14 protein-coding genes are annotated in these 14588 nt (G+C 71.0%); 7 read left to right on the top strand and 7 right to left on the bottom strand.

Features of this window, described 5'->3' with window-relative positions:
• Positions 1 to 64: 64 nt before the first annotated feature.
• Together KK087_RS09365 and KK087_RS09370 are read right to left on the bottom strand one after the other, a co-directional pair.
• Positions 65 to 901, bottom strand: coding sequence for an aldo/keto reductase (locus tag KK087_RS09365; protein ID WP_214564932.1), 837 nt, complete (start codon positions 899 to 901; stop codon positions 65 to 67).
• Complete coding sequence (locus tag KK087_RS09370) at positions 901 to 1272, bottom strand: FKBP-type peptidyl-prolyl cis-trans isomerase (protein ID WP_017885942.1); 372 nt, start codon at positions 1270 to 1272, stop codon at positions 901 to 903. Before KK087_RS09370 ends, KK087_RS09365 begins: the two co-directional genes overlap by 1 nt.
• A 69-nt stretch (positions 1273 to 1341) precedes the next feature.
• On the opposite strand from KK087_RS09370, the gene KK087_RS09375 reads away from it, so the two are divergent.
• Both KK087_RS09375 and KK087_RS09380 read left to right on the top strand, forming a co-directional pair.
• On the top strand, positions 1342 to 2661 hold the full coding sequence (locus KK087_RS09375; protein WP_214564933.1) for an MFS transporter: 1320 nt from the start codon (positions 1342 to 1344) through the stop codon (positions 2659 to 2661).
• A 196-nt stretch (positions 2662 to 2857) separates the two neighbouring features.
• Entirely contained in the window at positions 2858 to 3943 is a 1086-nt protein-coding gene (locus KK087_RS09380; protein WP_111224104.1) for a YihY/virulence factor BrkB family protein, read from the top strand.
• Between the two features lie 80 nt (positions 3944 to 4023).
• On the opposite strand, the gene KK087_RS09385 is transcribed toward KK087_RS09380, so the two are convergent.
• From KK087_RS09385 to KK087_RS09395, 3 genes are all read right to left on the bottom strand, one after another.
• The gene (locus tag KK087_RS09385; RefSeq protein ID WP_214564934.1) at positions 4024 to 5505 is read right to left on the bottom strand and encodes an aspartate ammonia-lyase; all 1482 of its coding nucleotides are present in this window, start codon (positions 5503 to 5505) and stop codon (positions 4024 to 4026) included.
• Between the two features lie 441 nt (positions 5506 to 5946).
• A complete protein-coding gene (locus KK087_RS09390) occupies positions 5947 to 6243 on the bottom strand; it encodes a hypothetical protein (protein ID WP_214531393.1) in 297 nt (98 codons plus the stop codon).
• 55 nt (positions 6244 to 6298) lie between these two features.
• A complete protein-coding gene (locus KK087_RS09395; RefSeq protein WP_214531392.1) occupies positions 6299 to 7555 on the bottom strand; it encodes an inorganic phosphate transporter in 1257 nt (418 codons plus the stop codon).
• A gap of 115 nt (positions 7556 to 7670) precedes the next feature.
• On the opposite strand from KK087_RS09395, the gene KK087_RS09400 reads away from it, so the two are divergent.
• The 3 genes from KK087_RS09400 (at position 7671) to KK087_RS09410 (ending at position 11194) form a co-directional block, all read left to right on the top strand.
• On the top strand, positions 7671 to 9359 hold the full coding sequence (locus tag KK087_RS09400; protein WP_214531391.1) for a cation:proton antiporter: 1689 nt from the start codon (positions 7671 to 7673) through the stop codon (positions 9357 to 9359).
• 229 nt (positions 9360 to 9588) lie between these two features.
• On the top strand, positions 9589 to 10890 hold the full coding sequence (locus KK087_RS09405) for an ABC transporter permease (protein WP_214564935.1): 1302 nt from the start codon (positions 9589 to 9591) through the stop codon (positions 10888 to 10890).
• Between the two features lie 16 nt (positions 10891 to 10906).
• Positions 10907 to 11194, top strand: coding sequence for a hypothetical protein (locus tag KK087_RS09410; protein WP_214531389.1), 288 nt, complete (start codon positions 10907 to 10909; stop codon positions 11192 to 11194).
• Positions 11195 to 11227: 33 nt separating this feature from the next.
• Here KK087_RS09410 and KK087_RS09415 read toward each other — a convergent pair whose 3' ends face one another.
• Positions 11228 to 11740, bottom strand: coding sequence for an 8-oxo-dGTP diphosphatase (locus KK087_RS09415; RefSeq protein WP_214531388.1), 513 nt, complete (start codon positions 11738 to 11740; stop codon positions 11228 to 11230).
• A 64-nt stretch (positions 11741 to 11804) separates the two neighbouring features.
• Between KK087_RS09415 and KK087_RS09420 the strand changes: the two genes are divergently transcribed.
• Positions 11805 to 12155: a tryptophan synthase subunit alpha gene (locus tag KK087_RS09420; RefSeq protein WP_027464736.1), complete on the top strand. Its 351-nt coding sequence runs from the start codon at positions 11805 to 11807 to the stop codon at positions 12153 to 12155.
• Positions 12156 to 12174: 19 nt separating this feature from the next.
• The gene (locus tag KK087_RS09425) at positions 12175 to 13065 is read left to right on the top strand and encodes an aminodeoxychorismate lyase (RefSeq protein ID WP_214531387.1); all 891 of its coding nucleotides are present in this window, start codon (positions 12175 to 12177) and stop codon (positions 13063 to 13065) included.
• A 288-nt stretch (positions 13066 to 13353) separates the two neighbouring features.
• Here the strand turns inward: KK087_RS09425 and KK087_RS09430 are convergent, their stop codons facing one another.
• Positions 13354 to 14553, bottom strand: a complete 1200-nt coding sequence (locus tag KK087_RS09430) for an amidohydrolase (protein WP_214531386.1) — start codon at positions 14551 to 14553, stop codon at positions 13354 to 13356.
• Between the last annotated feature and the right edge of the window lie 35 nt (positions 14554 to 14588).

Consider the following 14588-nt stretch of genomic DNA (forward strand, 5'->3'; position numbering starts at 1 on the left):
GAAGAGGGGGAACCAGTGTACTGCCCACCGGACACCCCGCTCTCCCCGGAGGGTCGCGATGGGGTCACATCTCTTCGTGCGTGTCCGGGTCGCCGTCCCACAGGCGGCCGCGCTCGAGCGCGGAGATCGCCTGCACCTCGTCGTCGGTCAGCTCGAAGCCGAAGACGTCGAGGTTCTCCTTCTGGCGGGCGGCGTCGCCCGACTTCGGCACCGGCACGGCACCGAGCTGGACGTGCCAGCGCAGCACGACCTGGCCTGGGGCCACCCCGTGCGCGGCGGCGGCGTCGACGATCGGCTGCTCGGTGAGCAGTTCCGACCGCTTCGCGAGTGGGCTCCAGCTCTCGGTCACGATGCCGAGCTCCTGGTGCACGTTCCGCAGTTCCGCCTGGGGGAAGTACGGGTGCAACTCCACCTGGTTGACGGCCGGGGCGACCCCGGTGGCGTCCACGATGCGGCGGAGGTGCTCGGGTGTGAAGTTCGAGACGCCGATCGAGCGGACCTTGCCGCTGTCACGGAGGTCGACGAACGCCTTCCAGGTGTCGACGAACCTGCCCACCGACGGGTTCGGCCAGTGGATGAGGTACAGGTCGACGTGGTCGAGCCCCAGGTTGCCGAGGGTCTCGTCGATCGAGCAGTGTGCCTCGTCGTAGCCGTGGTGTCGGCCGGGCAGCTTCGACGTGACGACGAGGTCCTCGCGCGGCACCTCGGACTCGCGCACGGCCCGGCCGACGGCGTCCTCGTTGCCGTAGTTCAGCGCCGTGTCGAGCAGCCGGTAGCCGCTCGCGATCGCGGTGCCGACTGCGGCCGCGCCCTCGTCGCCGTTCAGGCCGTAGGTGCCGAGGCCGAGCTCCGGGAACCGGTGGCCGTCGTTCAGCTCGATCGTCGGGGCGCCGACCTGCATCAGCGGACCCCGAGCAGGTCGATCACGAAGATGAGGGTCTTGCCGGACAGGAAGTGGCCACCGCCGGCGGGGCCGTAGGCGAGCTCCGGCGGGACGACGAGCTTGCGGCGGCCGCCGACCTTCATGCCGGGGATGCCCTCCTGCCAGCCGCGCACGAGCGCCGCGAGCGGGAAGTCGATGGGCTCGCCGCGGTTCCAGGAGCTGTCGAACTCCTCGCCGGTCTCGTACTCGACGCCGGCGTAGTGGACCTTGACGGTCGACCCGGCGGACGCTTCCTCGCCGGAACCCTCGACGATGTCGGTGACGACGAGTTCGGTGGGGGCGGGGCCCTCGGGGGCGTCGAACTCGGGCTTGCTGTTGAGGTCAGTCATGCCGATCAGTCAACCAGAGGGCGCACCGGGCAGACGCAACGAGCGTCCAGCCCGCAGAATGGTTCCACCGTGACACCAACGACTCCCGCACCGCCGCGCCGCCGCCTGCTCGCCGACCTCACCCCGCTCCGCCGCTCCCCCGCCTTCGCCCGGCTCTGGGCCGGCACCGCGATCGCGGGCATCGGTACCCAGATGACCACCGTCGCCGTCGGGCTCGAGGTCTACGAGATCACCCGCTCGACCTTCGCCGTGGCACTGGTGGGCGTCATCGCGCTCGTGCCGATGATCGTCGCGGGGCTGTACGGCGGGATGCTCGCGGACGCCTTCGACCGGCGCCTCGTCGCCCTCGTGTCGTCGATCATCGCCTGGGTCGCGGTCGCCCTGATCGCCACGCACGCCTGGCTCGACCTGCACAGCGTCCTGCTGCTCTACGTCCTGGCGACCGTGAACGCCGTTGCCGCGACCGTCAGCAACGCCTCCCGCTCCGCCATCGTGCCCCGGCTCGTCGGCACCGACCTGCTCCCCGCGGCGAGCGCCCTGGGCGGGATCGCGTCGGGGTTCCAGGTCACCGTCGGTCCGGCGATCGCGGGCGTCCTGATCGCCACGGTCGGGTTCGCGCCGACGTACACGATCGACGTCGTGCTGTTCACGTTCGCGTTCCTCGGGGTGTTCACCCTGCCGCGGATGGCCGCCGAACACGGCGCACTCCGACCGGGGCTCGGCTCGCTCATCGAGGGTGCGAAGTTCCTGCGGCGGTCACGCAACATCACCATGACGTTCGTGCTCGACATCGTCGCGATGACGTTCGGGCAGCCGCGCGTGCTGTTCCCCGCGATCGGGGCGCTCGTCATCGGCGGCGGGTCGATCACCGTCGGCACGCTCACCGCTGCCTACGCGATCGGCGCGCTGCTGTCGAGTGTGTTCTCCGGGCCGCTCGGGCACGTCCGACGCCAGGGTGAGGCCGTCGGCTGGGCCATCACGGCGTACGGCGGGGCGATCGCGGGGTTCGGTGTGGTCATCGCACTGGCGCACGTGCTCGGCGGCCGCTCGGGCGAGGCGTTCGGCGTCGAGATCCTGCCGGCGCTCGGGCTCGCGGCGCTGTTCCTGGCGATGGCCGGCGGTGCGGACAACGTCAGCTCGGTGTTCCGGAACACGATCCTGCAGGCGGCGTCGCCGGACGGCATGCGCGGGCGGCTGCAGGGCATCTTCATCGTCGTCGTCACGGGCGGCCCGCGCCTCGGCGACCTGTACGCCGGCCTGGTCGTCGCGGCCGGCATCGCGTACCCGCCGGTCATCGGCGGCGTGCTGATCATCGGCCTCGTCGCGCTGCTCCTCCGCATGGTCCCCTCGTTCCGCCGCTACGACGCCCTGCACCCGCACGCCAACTGACGGCCGCGGCGGTCGGGGCGGTCGGGGCGGGCCGCAAAACACCGGTGCTCGCACGTCGAACACCCGCGTTCCGCGGTGCGGAGCGTGAACACCGGTGTCTTGCAGGCGCACCAGCGCGACCAACAGGCAGTCGGGAGGCGCGGGGCGGGCCCGCCACGGGCCTCCAGGACCGCACGTGTCGGGTACCGTACGACGCATGCCGGACAGCGCATCGCGCGACCTCCAGCGGACGGGAGTCCGCGCCGTCGTCCGGCGCACCTACCACTCGGTCATCCGGCACCGCGTCGTCGACGCGGCCGCGTCGCTGACGTTCTTCGCGCTGCTGACGGTGTTCCCGACCGCGCTCGCCGTCGTGTCCGCGCTGTCGATCGTCGACCGGAAGGGCGACAGCGTCACCGACATCGTCGAGGTGCTCGGGTTCATCGTCCGGCCGGAGACCGCGTCGCACCTCGAGACACCGCTCCGGCAGCTGCTCACCCTGGACAACCCGTGGCTCGGCTTCACGATCGGCGTCGTGCTGACGCTCTGGTCACTCTCCGGCTACGCGACTGCGTTCGGGCGGGCGATGAACACCGCGTACGAGGTCGAGGAGGGCCGGCGGATCTGGAAGTTCCGCAGCATGATGCTCCTCGTCACGCTGCTCGTCATGGTCGGCGGTGCCGTCGCGATCGTCATCCTGCTCGGCACGCCGACGATCTCCGAGGCCGTGATCCGGCAGCTCGGGTGGGCGCCGTGGATCGACGACGTGTGGAACGTGGTGAAGTGGCCGGTGCTCGCGGCCGACCTCGTGGTGATGGTGGCGGTGCTCTACTACGCGACGCCGAACGTGAAGACCCCGCAGCTGCGGTGGGTGTCCGCCGGTGCCGCGTTCGCGATCGTGACCTGGGCCATCGCCACCATGGGGTTCGCGCTCTACGTGGAGACCCTCGGCGGCGGGAACCGCGCGTACGGGTGGCTCGGCGGCGCGATCCTGCTGCTCGTGTACCTGTACATCTCGAACTTCGTGCTCGTGGTCGGCGGCGAGCTCGACTCCGAGGTGATCCGGATGCGGCAGCTGCTCGCCGGCATCGAGGCGGACGAGTCGATCCGGCTGCCGCTGCGGGACGTCACCCGCAACTTCACGCTCGCGCGCTGGCGGGACCAGGACATCGCGGCCGCGCAGCACGTCCGGGCCGAGGCCGCTCGGGTGGCCGAGGAAGAGGACGCCGAGCCGACCCCGGGCGAGGAGCACCTGCGGGCGATGGCGCAGCAGGTGCGGGTGGGCGAGCGGCCGCTGCCCTGACGCGTGCTCGCATGCGTCGGCGCGCGCGACCGCGGGCGCGGGCCTGCTCACGCCGCCGTGCTCGGGCCGCGGTGCTCGGGTCAGTGCTTGCGCGCCTCGGCGTCCAGCATCTCCTCGGTGACGATCGGGATGGCCCCCGTCGCCAGCTCGATGCCCGACAGCCGTGCCGGGCTGAGCACCCGCATGACCTGGTCCTCCTCCATCAGGCCGGCGGCCACGACGAGCGTCGAGATCGGCGTCGAGGTGGTCAGCGCCGTGTGCGCGATCGACGCCGCCGCCGCGTACCCGATGTACGGCGTGAGTGCGGTGACGACGCCGACGTTGGTGTCGACCTGGGCCGCGAGCTTCGCCTCGTTCGCCTCGATGCCGACGACGCAGTGCTCGCGCAGGGTCGCGCAGCCGCGGGACATCCACTGCAGCGACTGGAGGATCGAGTGGGCGATGATCGGCTCGAAGGCGTTGAGCTGGAGCTGCCCGCTCTCCGCCGCCATCGTCACCGTGGTGTCCGCGCCGGCGACCGCGTAGGCGATCTGGTTCACGACCTCGGGGATCACCGGGTTGACCTTGCCCGGCATGATCGACGAGCCGGCCTGGCGTGCCGGCAGGGTGATCTCACCGAGGCCCGCCTGCGGTCCGGACGACAGCAGCCGCAGGTCGTTGCAGATCTTCGAGAGCTTCGCGGCGCTCCGCTTCACGATGCCGGACAGGGTCATGAACGACCCCGCGTCGCTCGTCGCCTCGATGAGGTCGGGAGCGGTGACGACGTCGATGCCGCTCGCCTCCTGCAGCTGGCGGCGGACCTCGTCGCGGTAGAGCGGGTCCGCGGTGATGCCCGTGCCGATCGCCGTCGCACCGAGGTTCATCTCGGCGAGCAGCGGCATCACCTTGCGGAGCAGGTCCGCGTCCTCCTGGATGGTGTGCGAGAACCCGGTGAACTCCTGCCCGAGGGTCATCGGCACCGCGTCCTGCAGCTGGGTCCGGCCGACCTTGAGCACGTCGGCGAAGGCCCGGCCCCGCTCGGCGAACGCCGCGGAGAGCTCCTCGAGCTGCACGATGAGCCGACGGACCCCGAAGATCATCGCGATCTTGATGCTCGTCGGGTACGTGTCGTTGGTCGACTGGCTGCGGTTCACGTGGTCGATCGGGTGCAGGTACGCGTAGTCGCCCCGCTCCCGCCCCAGGAGTTCGAGGGCCCGGTTCGCGAGGACCTCGTTCGTGTTCATGTTCGTGCTCGTCCCCGCGCCGCCCTGCACCACGTCGACGACGAACTGCTCGCGGAGCGCTCCGTCGCGGACCTCCTGCGCCGCCCGGTCGATCGCGTCGGCACGCTCGTCGTCGAGGACACCGATCGCCCGGTTCGCCCGAGCCGCCGCCTGCTTCACGGTGACGAGTGCCTCGATGAGGTCCGGGTACACGGCGATCGGCACGGAGGTGATCGGGAAGTTCTCCAGCGCCCGCAGGGTGTTGATGCCCCAGTACGCGTCGATCGGGACCTCCCGTGATCCCAGCGAGTCGCTCTCGGTCCGCGTCGTCGTCACAGGTGCCTCCTCGTTGCCGGTCACACGTCGAGGCTAGTCCGGTCCGTCCGGCCGGTCCGGAACCGCGCCGGGGTGGGGCGGTGGGCGCCACGCGCCTCCCGTCACTTCGTGAGCAGAAGATGTCAGGTCGCGCTGCGGGACGCGACATCTTCTGCTCACCGAGCGCGCCCGCCCGCGCACTTCGTGAGCAGAAGATGTTGGGTCACGGACGGCGACGCGACATCTTCTGCTCACCAAGCGCGCCGCCAGCGCGAGCGGGCGGAATGCCGGGGTCGCCCTGGCAACGCACGGCGGCATTTCGCCCGCTCGCCCGCGACGGACGGGAGGCCCGGGGCCAGGCCGCCACGGGCCTCCCGTCGACCCGCGGTCACGGCCCGCACGCAGCGCACGGACGACCAGTGAGCAGAAGACGCCGGGTCGCGAGGGGCGACCCGGCGTCTTCTGCTCACGCGGTGAGCGCGCGCGTCAGTGGAACTGCGGGACGATCAGGTAGATGCCGTAGAGCACGACGGCACCGCACACCGCGAAGCACGCGACGGCGGCGGCACGGAGTGCGCGCGTGGCCGTCGAGGCGCCGGCCGGGTTCGGGAAGCCGGCGGTCGCCGGGCCGATCGTGCCGTCGTCCTTCACGGTGAACTTCCCGGCGCGGGTGTCGGCGGCACTCCAGAGCCGGAGACCGACCGAGTACACGGCGACGACGAAGCACGACGAGACCACGGCGACGATCGCCACGGTGAGGAACGCGAACCAGTCGATGCCCATCAGCGGTCTCCCCCTTCGAGGAATGCGAAACTGCGTCCGTCAATGGCGATGCCCATCAGCGACGGCCTCCCTTGCGGGCCGCCATGCGACGGAGCGTGCGCTCGCGGCTCAGTTCGGCGCGACGCTGGGCAACCGCGTCGGCGCGCTTCTTGCGCTGCATGTCGCGCAGCTCCTTGCGGGTCAGGACCGCGTTCGCGGCGACGTCGACCTCGATGGCGGCGGCCTGCTCGTGCGGCTTGCGGAGCGACCAGAGGTACAGGCCGAGGATCACGGCGGCACCGACCACGGCGTCGATCACCAGGCCGCCGACGCCGAGGCGGGCGATCCCCGAGGCGACCGCGCCGACCGCGGCCGCGGCGGGCAGGGTGATGAACCAGGCGATGACGATCTTGCCGGCGGTCGACCACTGGATCTTCGAGCCGCGGCGCCCGAGACCGGCACCGATGATGGAGCCGGAGGACACCTGCGTGGTGGACAGGGCGAAGCCGAGGTGGCTCGAGGCGAGGATCGTCGCGGCGGTCGATGCCTCGGCCGCGAAGCCCTGCGTCGCGCGGATCTCGGTGATGCCCGAGCCGAGGGTGCGGATGATGCGCCAGCCGCCGGTGTAGGTGCCGAGGGCGATCGCGAGGGCACAGGCGACGACGACCCAGAACTGCACGCCCTGGTTCGACGACTGCGCGCCCGAGGCGATGAGGGTCAGCGTGATGACACCCATCGTCTTCTGCGCGTCGTTCGTGCCGTGCGCGAGGGACACCATCGAGCTGGTGAAGACCTGCCCGATGCGGAAGCCACCGCGCTCGTTCGGGAACACCGGACGCTTGGTGATCCGGTACGCGATGCGCGTCGACAGGAACGACACGAGCGCGGCGATCACGGGCGAGGCGAACGCCGGGATGATCACGACGGTCAGCAGTGCGACGTAGTTGACGGACTGGAACCCGGCACCGACGATCGCGGCACCGATCAGCCCGCCGAACAGCGCGTGCGACGACGACGACGGCAGGCCGCGGAGCCACGTGATCATGTTCCAGACGACCGCCCCGATCAGGCCCGCGAAGATCATCTCGGGGCTGATCGCGACGCCACCGGGGCCCTCGTTGATCAGCCCGTGCGAGATCGACGTCGCCACGGCGGTGCTGAGGAACGCACCGACCAGGTTGAGCACCGCGGCGACGGTGACCGCCACCTTGGGCTTCATGGCGCCGGTCGCGATCGGGGTCGCCATCGCGTTGGCGGTGTCGTGAAAACCGTTTGTGAAGTCGAAGAAGAGGGCCAACGCGATGACCAGGACGACTATGAGTGTGATGTCCACCGCGGGCAAGTGTCCCAGGCGTCGCCCCATCGAGCAAACCCGATCGTCCACCTGCTGTTCACCGGAGCTTCACATTCGTTCAGCTTCGGAACCATGCCGATGGAAGAATGCGTGCATGGACACCGCAGAGCTCCTCATCCTGTTGATCGGATCGCTCGCGGTGACCGGGTTCGCTCGGGCCAAGGGGCTCCCGGCTCCGCTCCTCGTGACGGCGGTCGCCCTGGCGGCCTCGTTCCTGCCCGGCTTGCCGCCGATGGAGATCGACTCCGAGGTCATCCTCACGGTGATCCTGCCGCCGCTGCTCTACTCGGCCGCCCTCGACGTGTCGTGGCAGAGCTTCCGCGGCTCGATCAAGCAGATCCGACGGCTCGGCATCTTCCTGGTGATCGTGACGGCACTCGTGGTCGGCCTGGTGGCCTACCTGCTCATCCCGGACATGACCCTGCCGGCGGCGATCCTCCTCGGTGCGATCGTCGCCCCGCCGGACGCCGTGTCCGCCGCCGCGATCGGCCGGAAGCTCGGACTCCCCCGGCGCGTCATGACGGTGCTGTCCGGCGAGAGCCTGATCAACGACGCGGCGTCGCTGACCCTGGTGCGCGTGTTCACGCTCATCATCGCGGGCACCTCGCTGACGATCTGGCAGGACCTCGGCATCTTCGGACTCGCGATCGGGGTGGGGCTCGTCGTCGGCATCGTGCTCGGCGTCCTCGTGCACTGGATCCGGATGCGCATCAACGACCCCGTGGTCGAGACGATCATGAGCATCCTGCTGCCGTTCGTCGCGTACATCCTCGCCGAGGACCTGTCCGGCTCCGGGGTCATCGCGGTCGTCACGGCCGGGCTGTACATCGGCTACAACTCGCCGAAGGAGGGGTACGCCACCCGGCTGCAGGAGCGCCCGCTCTGGACGAGCATCGACGTCATCCTCGAGGGCTTCGTCTTCGCGCTCATCGGCCTGCAGCTCAACACCGTCGTGCAGGACCTGGTCGAGAGCGAGCGCAGCCTCGGGCAGACCCTCACCGCGGCGGCCGTCGTGCTCGTCGTCGTGATCCTGGTGCGGCCGCTGTTCGTGTTCGAGTCCTACGCGCGCAACCGCATCAACGGGAAGTGGCTCCGGCCGCTGCGGATCAAGCTGTCCCGCGGGCACCCCTCGCTGCGCTGGATGCGCGGGTCCGCGGAGCCGAAGCTCAACTGGCGGGAGCTCACCGTCATCTCGTGGACGGGCATGCGCGGCGTGGTCACCCTGGCCGCCGCGGTGTCCGTCGTCGCGAGCCCGGTCCAGATCCCGGCGCAGGACACGATCTTCATCATCGCGTTCTTCGTGACCGTCGGCACGCTGCTGCTGCAGGGCCTGACACTGCCCTTCGTCATCCGGGCTCTCAAGGTGCAGGACCCGGCCGAGGACGACGAGGACGTCCGCAGTGAGATGCGCCTCAACCAGCGCACGATCGAGGCCGCGATCGAACTGCTCGACAAGCGGCGGGCCGTCTGGTCGAAGCAGTACGGGCCCGAGGCCGTGGACTCCGTGGTGAACCGGCTGAAGGCTCGGCTCGAGCGCCAGGCCGAGACGTTCCGCCGCGATGCCGAGGAAGAGGAGGACGAGGACCGGAACGGCCCGATGCGCCTCCGTGGCGCGCAGATCCAGGACATCCGGCGCGAGCTCCTCGACCGCCGTCGCGAGATCGTGCTCGAGGAACGGGAGAAGGGGAACCTCGACGAGGAGGTCATGCGCCGCGTGCTCGTCACCCTCGACGCCGAGGAACTCGCGATGGACTCGGCGCAGGCCTCGCGCAGTCGGTCCTGAGCGCCCCGGGCGTATCCTGGCGCTCCGATCGAGAGCAGGAGCCGAGCGCCGAGTGAGCACGCCGCGGAACGACGTCCCCAGGAACGACGACGTGCCGGAGCGCCCGGGCGGATCCCGACCGACGCCCCCGAGACCGCGCGGCACCCGACCCTCCGCTCGTGGGACCAAGCCCCGCCGCGGTGCGAAGGTCGCCGGGCACACCCGGTCGGCTCCCCGTCGACAGGCTCCCGTGCCCGCACCCCAGCAGCACAGCGCGTACCGCCGGTGGTACTCGTCCCTGCACCCGTCGCTGCAGCTCATCGGCCTGCAGCTGTGGATGCCGCTGTTCTTCATCGTCGGCTTCTGCCTGTGCTACGTCTTCGCCTTCCACGCGCCGCACCCGCACGACGTCCCGATCGCCCTGATCGGCAGCGACCCGACCTTCGTGCAGGCGGTGCAGCAGGCGTTGCCCGGTGAGTTCGTGTTCCACTCGTACGACTCGCTCGCACAGGCCAAGCGCGACGTGATCGGCGGGTCGATGGCGGTCGCGTACGACCCGTCGGCGAACGAGTTCTTCACGGCGAGCGCCCACCAGTTCCAGGTCGCGAGTCTGGTGCCCGCCACCCTCGGCGCGGTGCTCACCGGCATGGGCGTCACGACGCCGATGGTCACCGAGCTCGCCCCGCTGCCCGCCTGGGACGAGTACGGCACCGTCGCGATGTACGTGATGCTCGCGTGGTGCATCGGCGGCTACATGGTCGCGATGTTCATCGGCATCATGGGCGGTCCGCTCCGGCACCGCACCCGGATGGCGGTCATCGTCGTCGGCGGCCTCGTCATCTCGCTCATCACGAACACGCTCGCCGGCCCGGTGCTCGGCGCCGTCCACGGGCACTGGGTCCAGCTCGTCCTCATCGCCTGGGGCTGGATCGTGGCGATCGGCCTCGCGGTCAACGGGCTGAGCTACTTCGTCGGCCGCTTCATCGCCGCTCCCGCGATGATCTGCTTCGTCTTCCTGTCCATGCCGTCGTCCGGCGGTGCCTACCCGAAGTGGTTCATGCCGGAGCCCTTCGCCTGGCTCAACAACGTCGTCGTCGGTTCGAGCATGGTCGACATGATCAAGCACCAGGTCTACGGCGTCGGACCAGGCCCGGCACGCGGGCTGATCACGATGGCCTGCTACGCGGCGGCCGGGCTCGTGCTCATGTACTTCGGCAAGCAGTGGTGGGAGCGCCGACGGATCCGCGCGATCGTCACCGGCCGCACCACGATGTTCCAGGACGCCAACACCGCCAACCGCGAGTTCCTCGGCAAGCAGCGCGATGCCGAGCTGGAGCGCCACGGCCTCACCTCCACCGAGACCGGCACCCTGAGCGTGCTGCGTGACGACGACTGGGAGGACGACCGCACCGGCGGGGACGTCTTCACGGGCGGGCGGGACGGCCTGGAACCCGGCGCGACGCCGACCGGCCGCATCGCCGTGCAGCGTCCCGCGAACCGGACCGAGCCGCGGTCGACCCCCGCTCCGCACGGCAAGCAGGCCGACCGCTGACGCGTATCCTGGGGGGATGAACCCGCGCATCACCTGGCACCGCGTCCTCGTCACCGTCGTCGTCGTGTTCCTCGTGCTGACGGTCGGCTTCTACGCCGCGAGCGTCCTGCTCGCTCCCGCCGACGGCCGGAACACCGCCGGTCTGTTCGTCGGCTGGGCGATGTTCTCGATGATCGGCGCGATCGTGGTCGGCGTCATCGACTTCTTCGTGCGTCCCCTGGGCGGCCGGAGCGGCGACGCCGACGTCATCGCCGCCGCCGAGGAAGCGCGCACCGGCAGCACCCGCACCCAGCAGACGCGCTGAGCCCGAGCAGTCGCGCGCAGCGCAGCAGTCGCGCTAGGCCCCGACCCCGGTCCCGGTGAACCCGGACACCGTCGCGTCGTCCTCGGCGAACGTGAACCGCGCGCGGACGCTGCCGCCGGCGAGCACCCCCGGCAGCCAGTAGCGGGCGTCGTCCCACATCGCGTCGTAGGGGACGGCGTCGACCGGGATCCACCGCGGCTCGAGCTCGTCGGACCCCGACGGGTCCCCCTGCCAGCGGCGGCAGACGAAGACGTCCGAGACCTGGGACCAGGACGGTCGGTACGGGAACCGGTAGTCCAACGTGCCACGGGCCTCCAGGTCGACCGCGTCGAGCCGCAGGCCGACCTCTTCCCGCACCTCGCGCACGGCGGTCTCGACCGCCGACTCACCGGGCTCGCGCTTGCCGCCGGGGCCGACCAGCCGGCCCGTGCCGAGGCCGCGGCGCTTCTCCCCCAGCAGCACCTCGGGGCCGGCCTCGCCGTCGCGCAGCAGGTACACGACCACCACCCGGGGATGCTGGGACTTGCTCTCGTCGCGAAGGGTCACGCGTCCAGTGTGACCGATGGAGTGTCGTACGCTTTTCCCATGGCAGGCGTGCTGCGGGGGCACCATGGCTGAGCCCCGCAGGACCGGGCGCAGCCTCGAAGTGCTGCGCGCCGAGGCCGCCGAGGAGATCTCGATGCTCGTCGAGCACCGGAGCCGTCAGGGCGAGGACCCGTGGGAGTTCATGCCGACGCTCCCCACCGTCGACGAGCAGGTCGTGCTGATCCTGCGCGCGGACGCGGTCGACCTCGACGAGGCGATCGGCAAGCGGCACGCGCAGTGGTCGAGCCACCCGGCGTCCGGGCAGGGCACCAGGCTGGGCGAGGAGTACCACCGGCTCCGGCGGATCGCGCTGCAGCACCCCGAGCTGACGCCCGCGGTGTGGAAGCTGCTCGGCGCGCTGCCCGAAGCGGGCTGAGCTGGGGTTGGATGGGAGCATGACCGAAACCGTGCTCGCCGTCCTGAACCAGCCCTCCCGCGATGCTGCGCCGCACGACCCCGCAGCGGACGCCTTCACCTGGGCGAAGCCGCTCGAGGAGCACCTGCAGGTGCAGGACCTCGGCGTCACGCGCGGCGACGGCGTGTTCGAGACGATCACGGTCGTCGACGGTCGGCCCCAGGCCCTCGAGGCACACATCGCCCGCTTCGGCCGCTCCGCCGCGATGCTCGACCTGCCCGCGCCCGACCCCGAGGCCTGGCGCCAGGCCATCGAGGCCGTCTGCGCCCGCCTCGACCCGGTGCGCGAAGCCTTCGCCAAGACCGTCCTGACCCGCGGCGTCGAGGGCACCGACCGACCGACGGGCTGGGTCTACGCTGCACCGTCCGGCGACTCCACCGCTGCCCGCACCGAGGGCATCTCCGTCGTCGTCCTGGACCGCGGGTACCGGCACGACGTCGAGCGCACCTCGCCGTGGCTGCTGCAGGGCGCGAAGACGCTGTCGTACGGCGTCAACATGGCCGCCCTGCGCGAAGCCGCACGCCGTGGTGCCGACGACGCCCTGTTCGTCTCGAGCGACGGCTACGTGCTCGAGGGCACGCGCGCGAACCTCGTCATGAAGGTGGGCGACCGGCTCGTCACGCCCCGCACCGACATCGGGATCCTGGCCGGCACGACGCAGGCCGACGTGTTCCGCTTCGCCGAGGAAGCCGGCATCGAGACCGCGTACGAGCTCGTCACCCTCGCCGACCTGGCGGCGGCGGACGCGCTCTGGCTCGTGTCGAGCGTGCGGCAGGCTGCGCCGATCCGTTCGGTGAACGGCGACGCGCGACCGATCGACGCCGAGCTCACGACGCGGATCAACGACTTCCTGCTCGCTCGCGAGGTCTGAGCACGGTCTGACCGCTCGACCCGGAAGACGCCGTCGTGTCCTCGAGACGCCGCGGAATCGGGCGGCGTCTCGCGGACGTGGCGGCGTGGTGCCGAGACGACGGCGTCTCGCGACCGGGCGCCTGACGGACGGGAGGCCCGTGGCGGGCTCGCCACGGGCCTCCCGTCCGCCTGTGGCTGAGCCCACCGCGTCACGCAACACGCCGTCGTGTCGTGCGGACGCCGCCGAATCCTGCGGCGTCACGGCCACTTGGCGGCGTCCGGCCACAACGCCGGTGTGTCGTGGCCGCTACCAGCGCGGGGTGGTGACGCCGGCTCCGTCGGCCCACGTGAAGACGGGCTCGCCGTCGATCCAGACGCGCGTCGCGCGGCTGGTGGCGTCGAGCGGGTCGCCGTCCCAGAGCACGAGGTCGGCGTCGTAGCCCTCAGCCAGGCGACCGACGCGGTCGCCGAAGCCGAGGAAGTCGGCGGGGTTGACCGTCAGCGCCTCGAGTGCGGTCTGGGCGGGCAGCCCTTCCTTCACGGCGGCCGTCGCCTGGTCGACGAGCATGTTGATCGGCACGACCGGCGCGTCCGTCGTGATGGCGACCCGGACCCCGGCGGCCGCGATCGTCGCGAGGTTCGGGATGCCCCGGTCACGCAGCTCGACCTTGGAGCGGCTGGTGAAGAGCGGGCCGTAGATGACCGGGATGTCCTTCGCGGCCAGCACGTCGGCGATCTTGTGCGCCTCGGTGCCGTGGTTCACGACGAGCCGGTAGCCGAACTCCTCGGACAGCCGGATCGCGGTGGCGATGTCGTCGTGGCGGTGGGTGTGCTGGTCCCAGACGAGCTCGCCGTCCAGCACCCGCACGAGGGTCTCCTTCGTCAGGTCACGCGCGAAGGGCTCGTCCTTCGCCGCGGCGGCGTCACGGGCGGCACGGTAGTTCTGCGCCTCGACGAAGGCGTCACGGATGATCTTCGCGACACCGAGCCGGGTCGAGGGCGTCTGGCCCTTGCCGCCGTAGACACGCTTCGGGTTCTCGCCGAGGGCGCTCTTCACGCTCACGGCGTCCGAGATGAGCTGCTCGTCGATCGTCCGGCCGCCCCAGGTCTTGATGGCCACGCTCTGGCCGCCGATCGGGTTGCCGGAGCCGGGCTTGACGACGATGCTCGTGATCCCGCCGGCGAGCGCGTCGCGGAAGCCCTCGTCCTCGATGTCGATCGCGTCGATCGCCCGCACGCCGGCCATGTTCGGTGCGGTCATCTCGTTCGTGTCGTTGCCGGCCTCGCCGTTCGCCTCCTCGTGGATGCCGACGTGGCCGTGCGCCTCGACGAACCCGGGGACGAGCCACGAGCCGGTGGCGTCGATCACGGGCATCCCCGCGGGCGGGGTGACGTCCGGACCGACCGCGGTGATCCGGCCGTCCTCGACGACGACCGCGCCGCCGTCGAATGCGGGAGCGGAGACGGGGACGACGTGGGCACCGGTGATCGCGAAGGAGTTGCGCATGGCACCAACGGTACGCGGGGCGGGCGGGCGAGCGG

This window comes from Curtobacterium aurantiacum, assembly GCF_018598555.1.
GTDB classification, from domain to species: Bacteria; Actinomycetota; Actinomycetes; order Actinomycetales; family Microbacteriaceae; genus Curtobacterium; species Curtobacterium aurantiacum.

Coding starts and splice junctions, on each gene's coding strand:
- KK087_RS09365 (WP_214564932.1), bottom strand. CDS start 901: ATGCAGGTCGGCGCCCCGACGATCGAGCTGAACGACGGCCACCGGTTC.
- KK087_RS09370 (WP_017885942.1), bottom strand. CDS start 1,272: ATGACTGACCTCAACAGCAAGCCCGAGTTCGACGCCCCCGAGGGCCCC.
- KK087_RS09380 (WP_111224104.1), top strand. CDS start 2,858: ATGCCGGACAGCGCATCGCGCGACCTCCAGCGGACGGGAGTCCGCGCC.
- KK087_RS09390 (WP_214531393.1), bottom strand. CDS start 6,243: ATGGGCATCGACTGGTTCGCGTTCCTCACCGTGGCGATCGTCGCCGTG.
- KK087_RS09400 (WP_214531391.1), top strand. CDS start 7,671: ATGGACACCGCAGAGCTCCTCATCCTGTTGATCGGATCGCTCGCGGTG.
- KK087_RS09410 (WP_214531389.1), top strand. CDS start 10,907: ATGAACCCGCGCATCACCTGGCACCGCGTCCTCGTCACCGTCGTCGTC.
- KK087_RS09420 (WP_027464736.1), top strand. CDS start 11,805: ATGGCTGAGCCCCGCAGGACCGGGCGCAGCCTCGAAGTGCTGCGCGCC.
- KK087_RS09425 (WP_214531387.1), top strand. CDS start 12,175: ATGACCGAAACCGTGCTCGCCGTCCTGAACCAGCCCTCCCGCGATGCT.
- KK087_RS09430 (WP_214531386.1), bottom strand. CDS start 14,553: ATGCGCAACTCCTTCGCGATCACCGGTGCCCACGTCGTCCCCGTCTCC.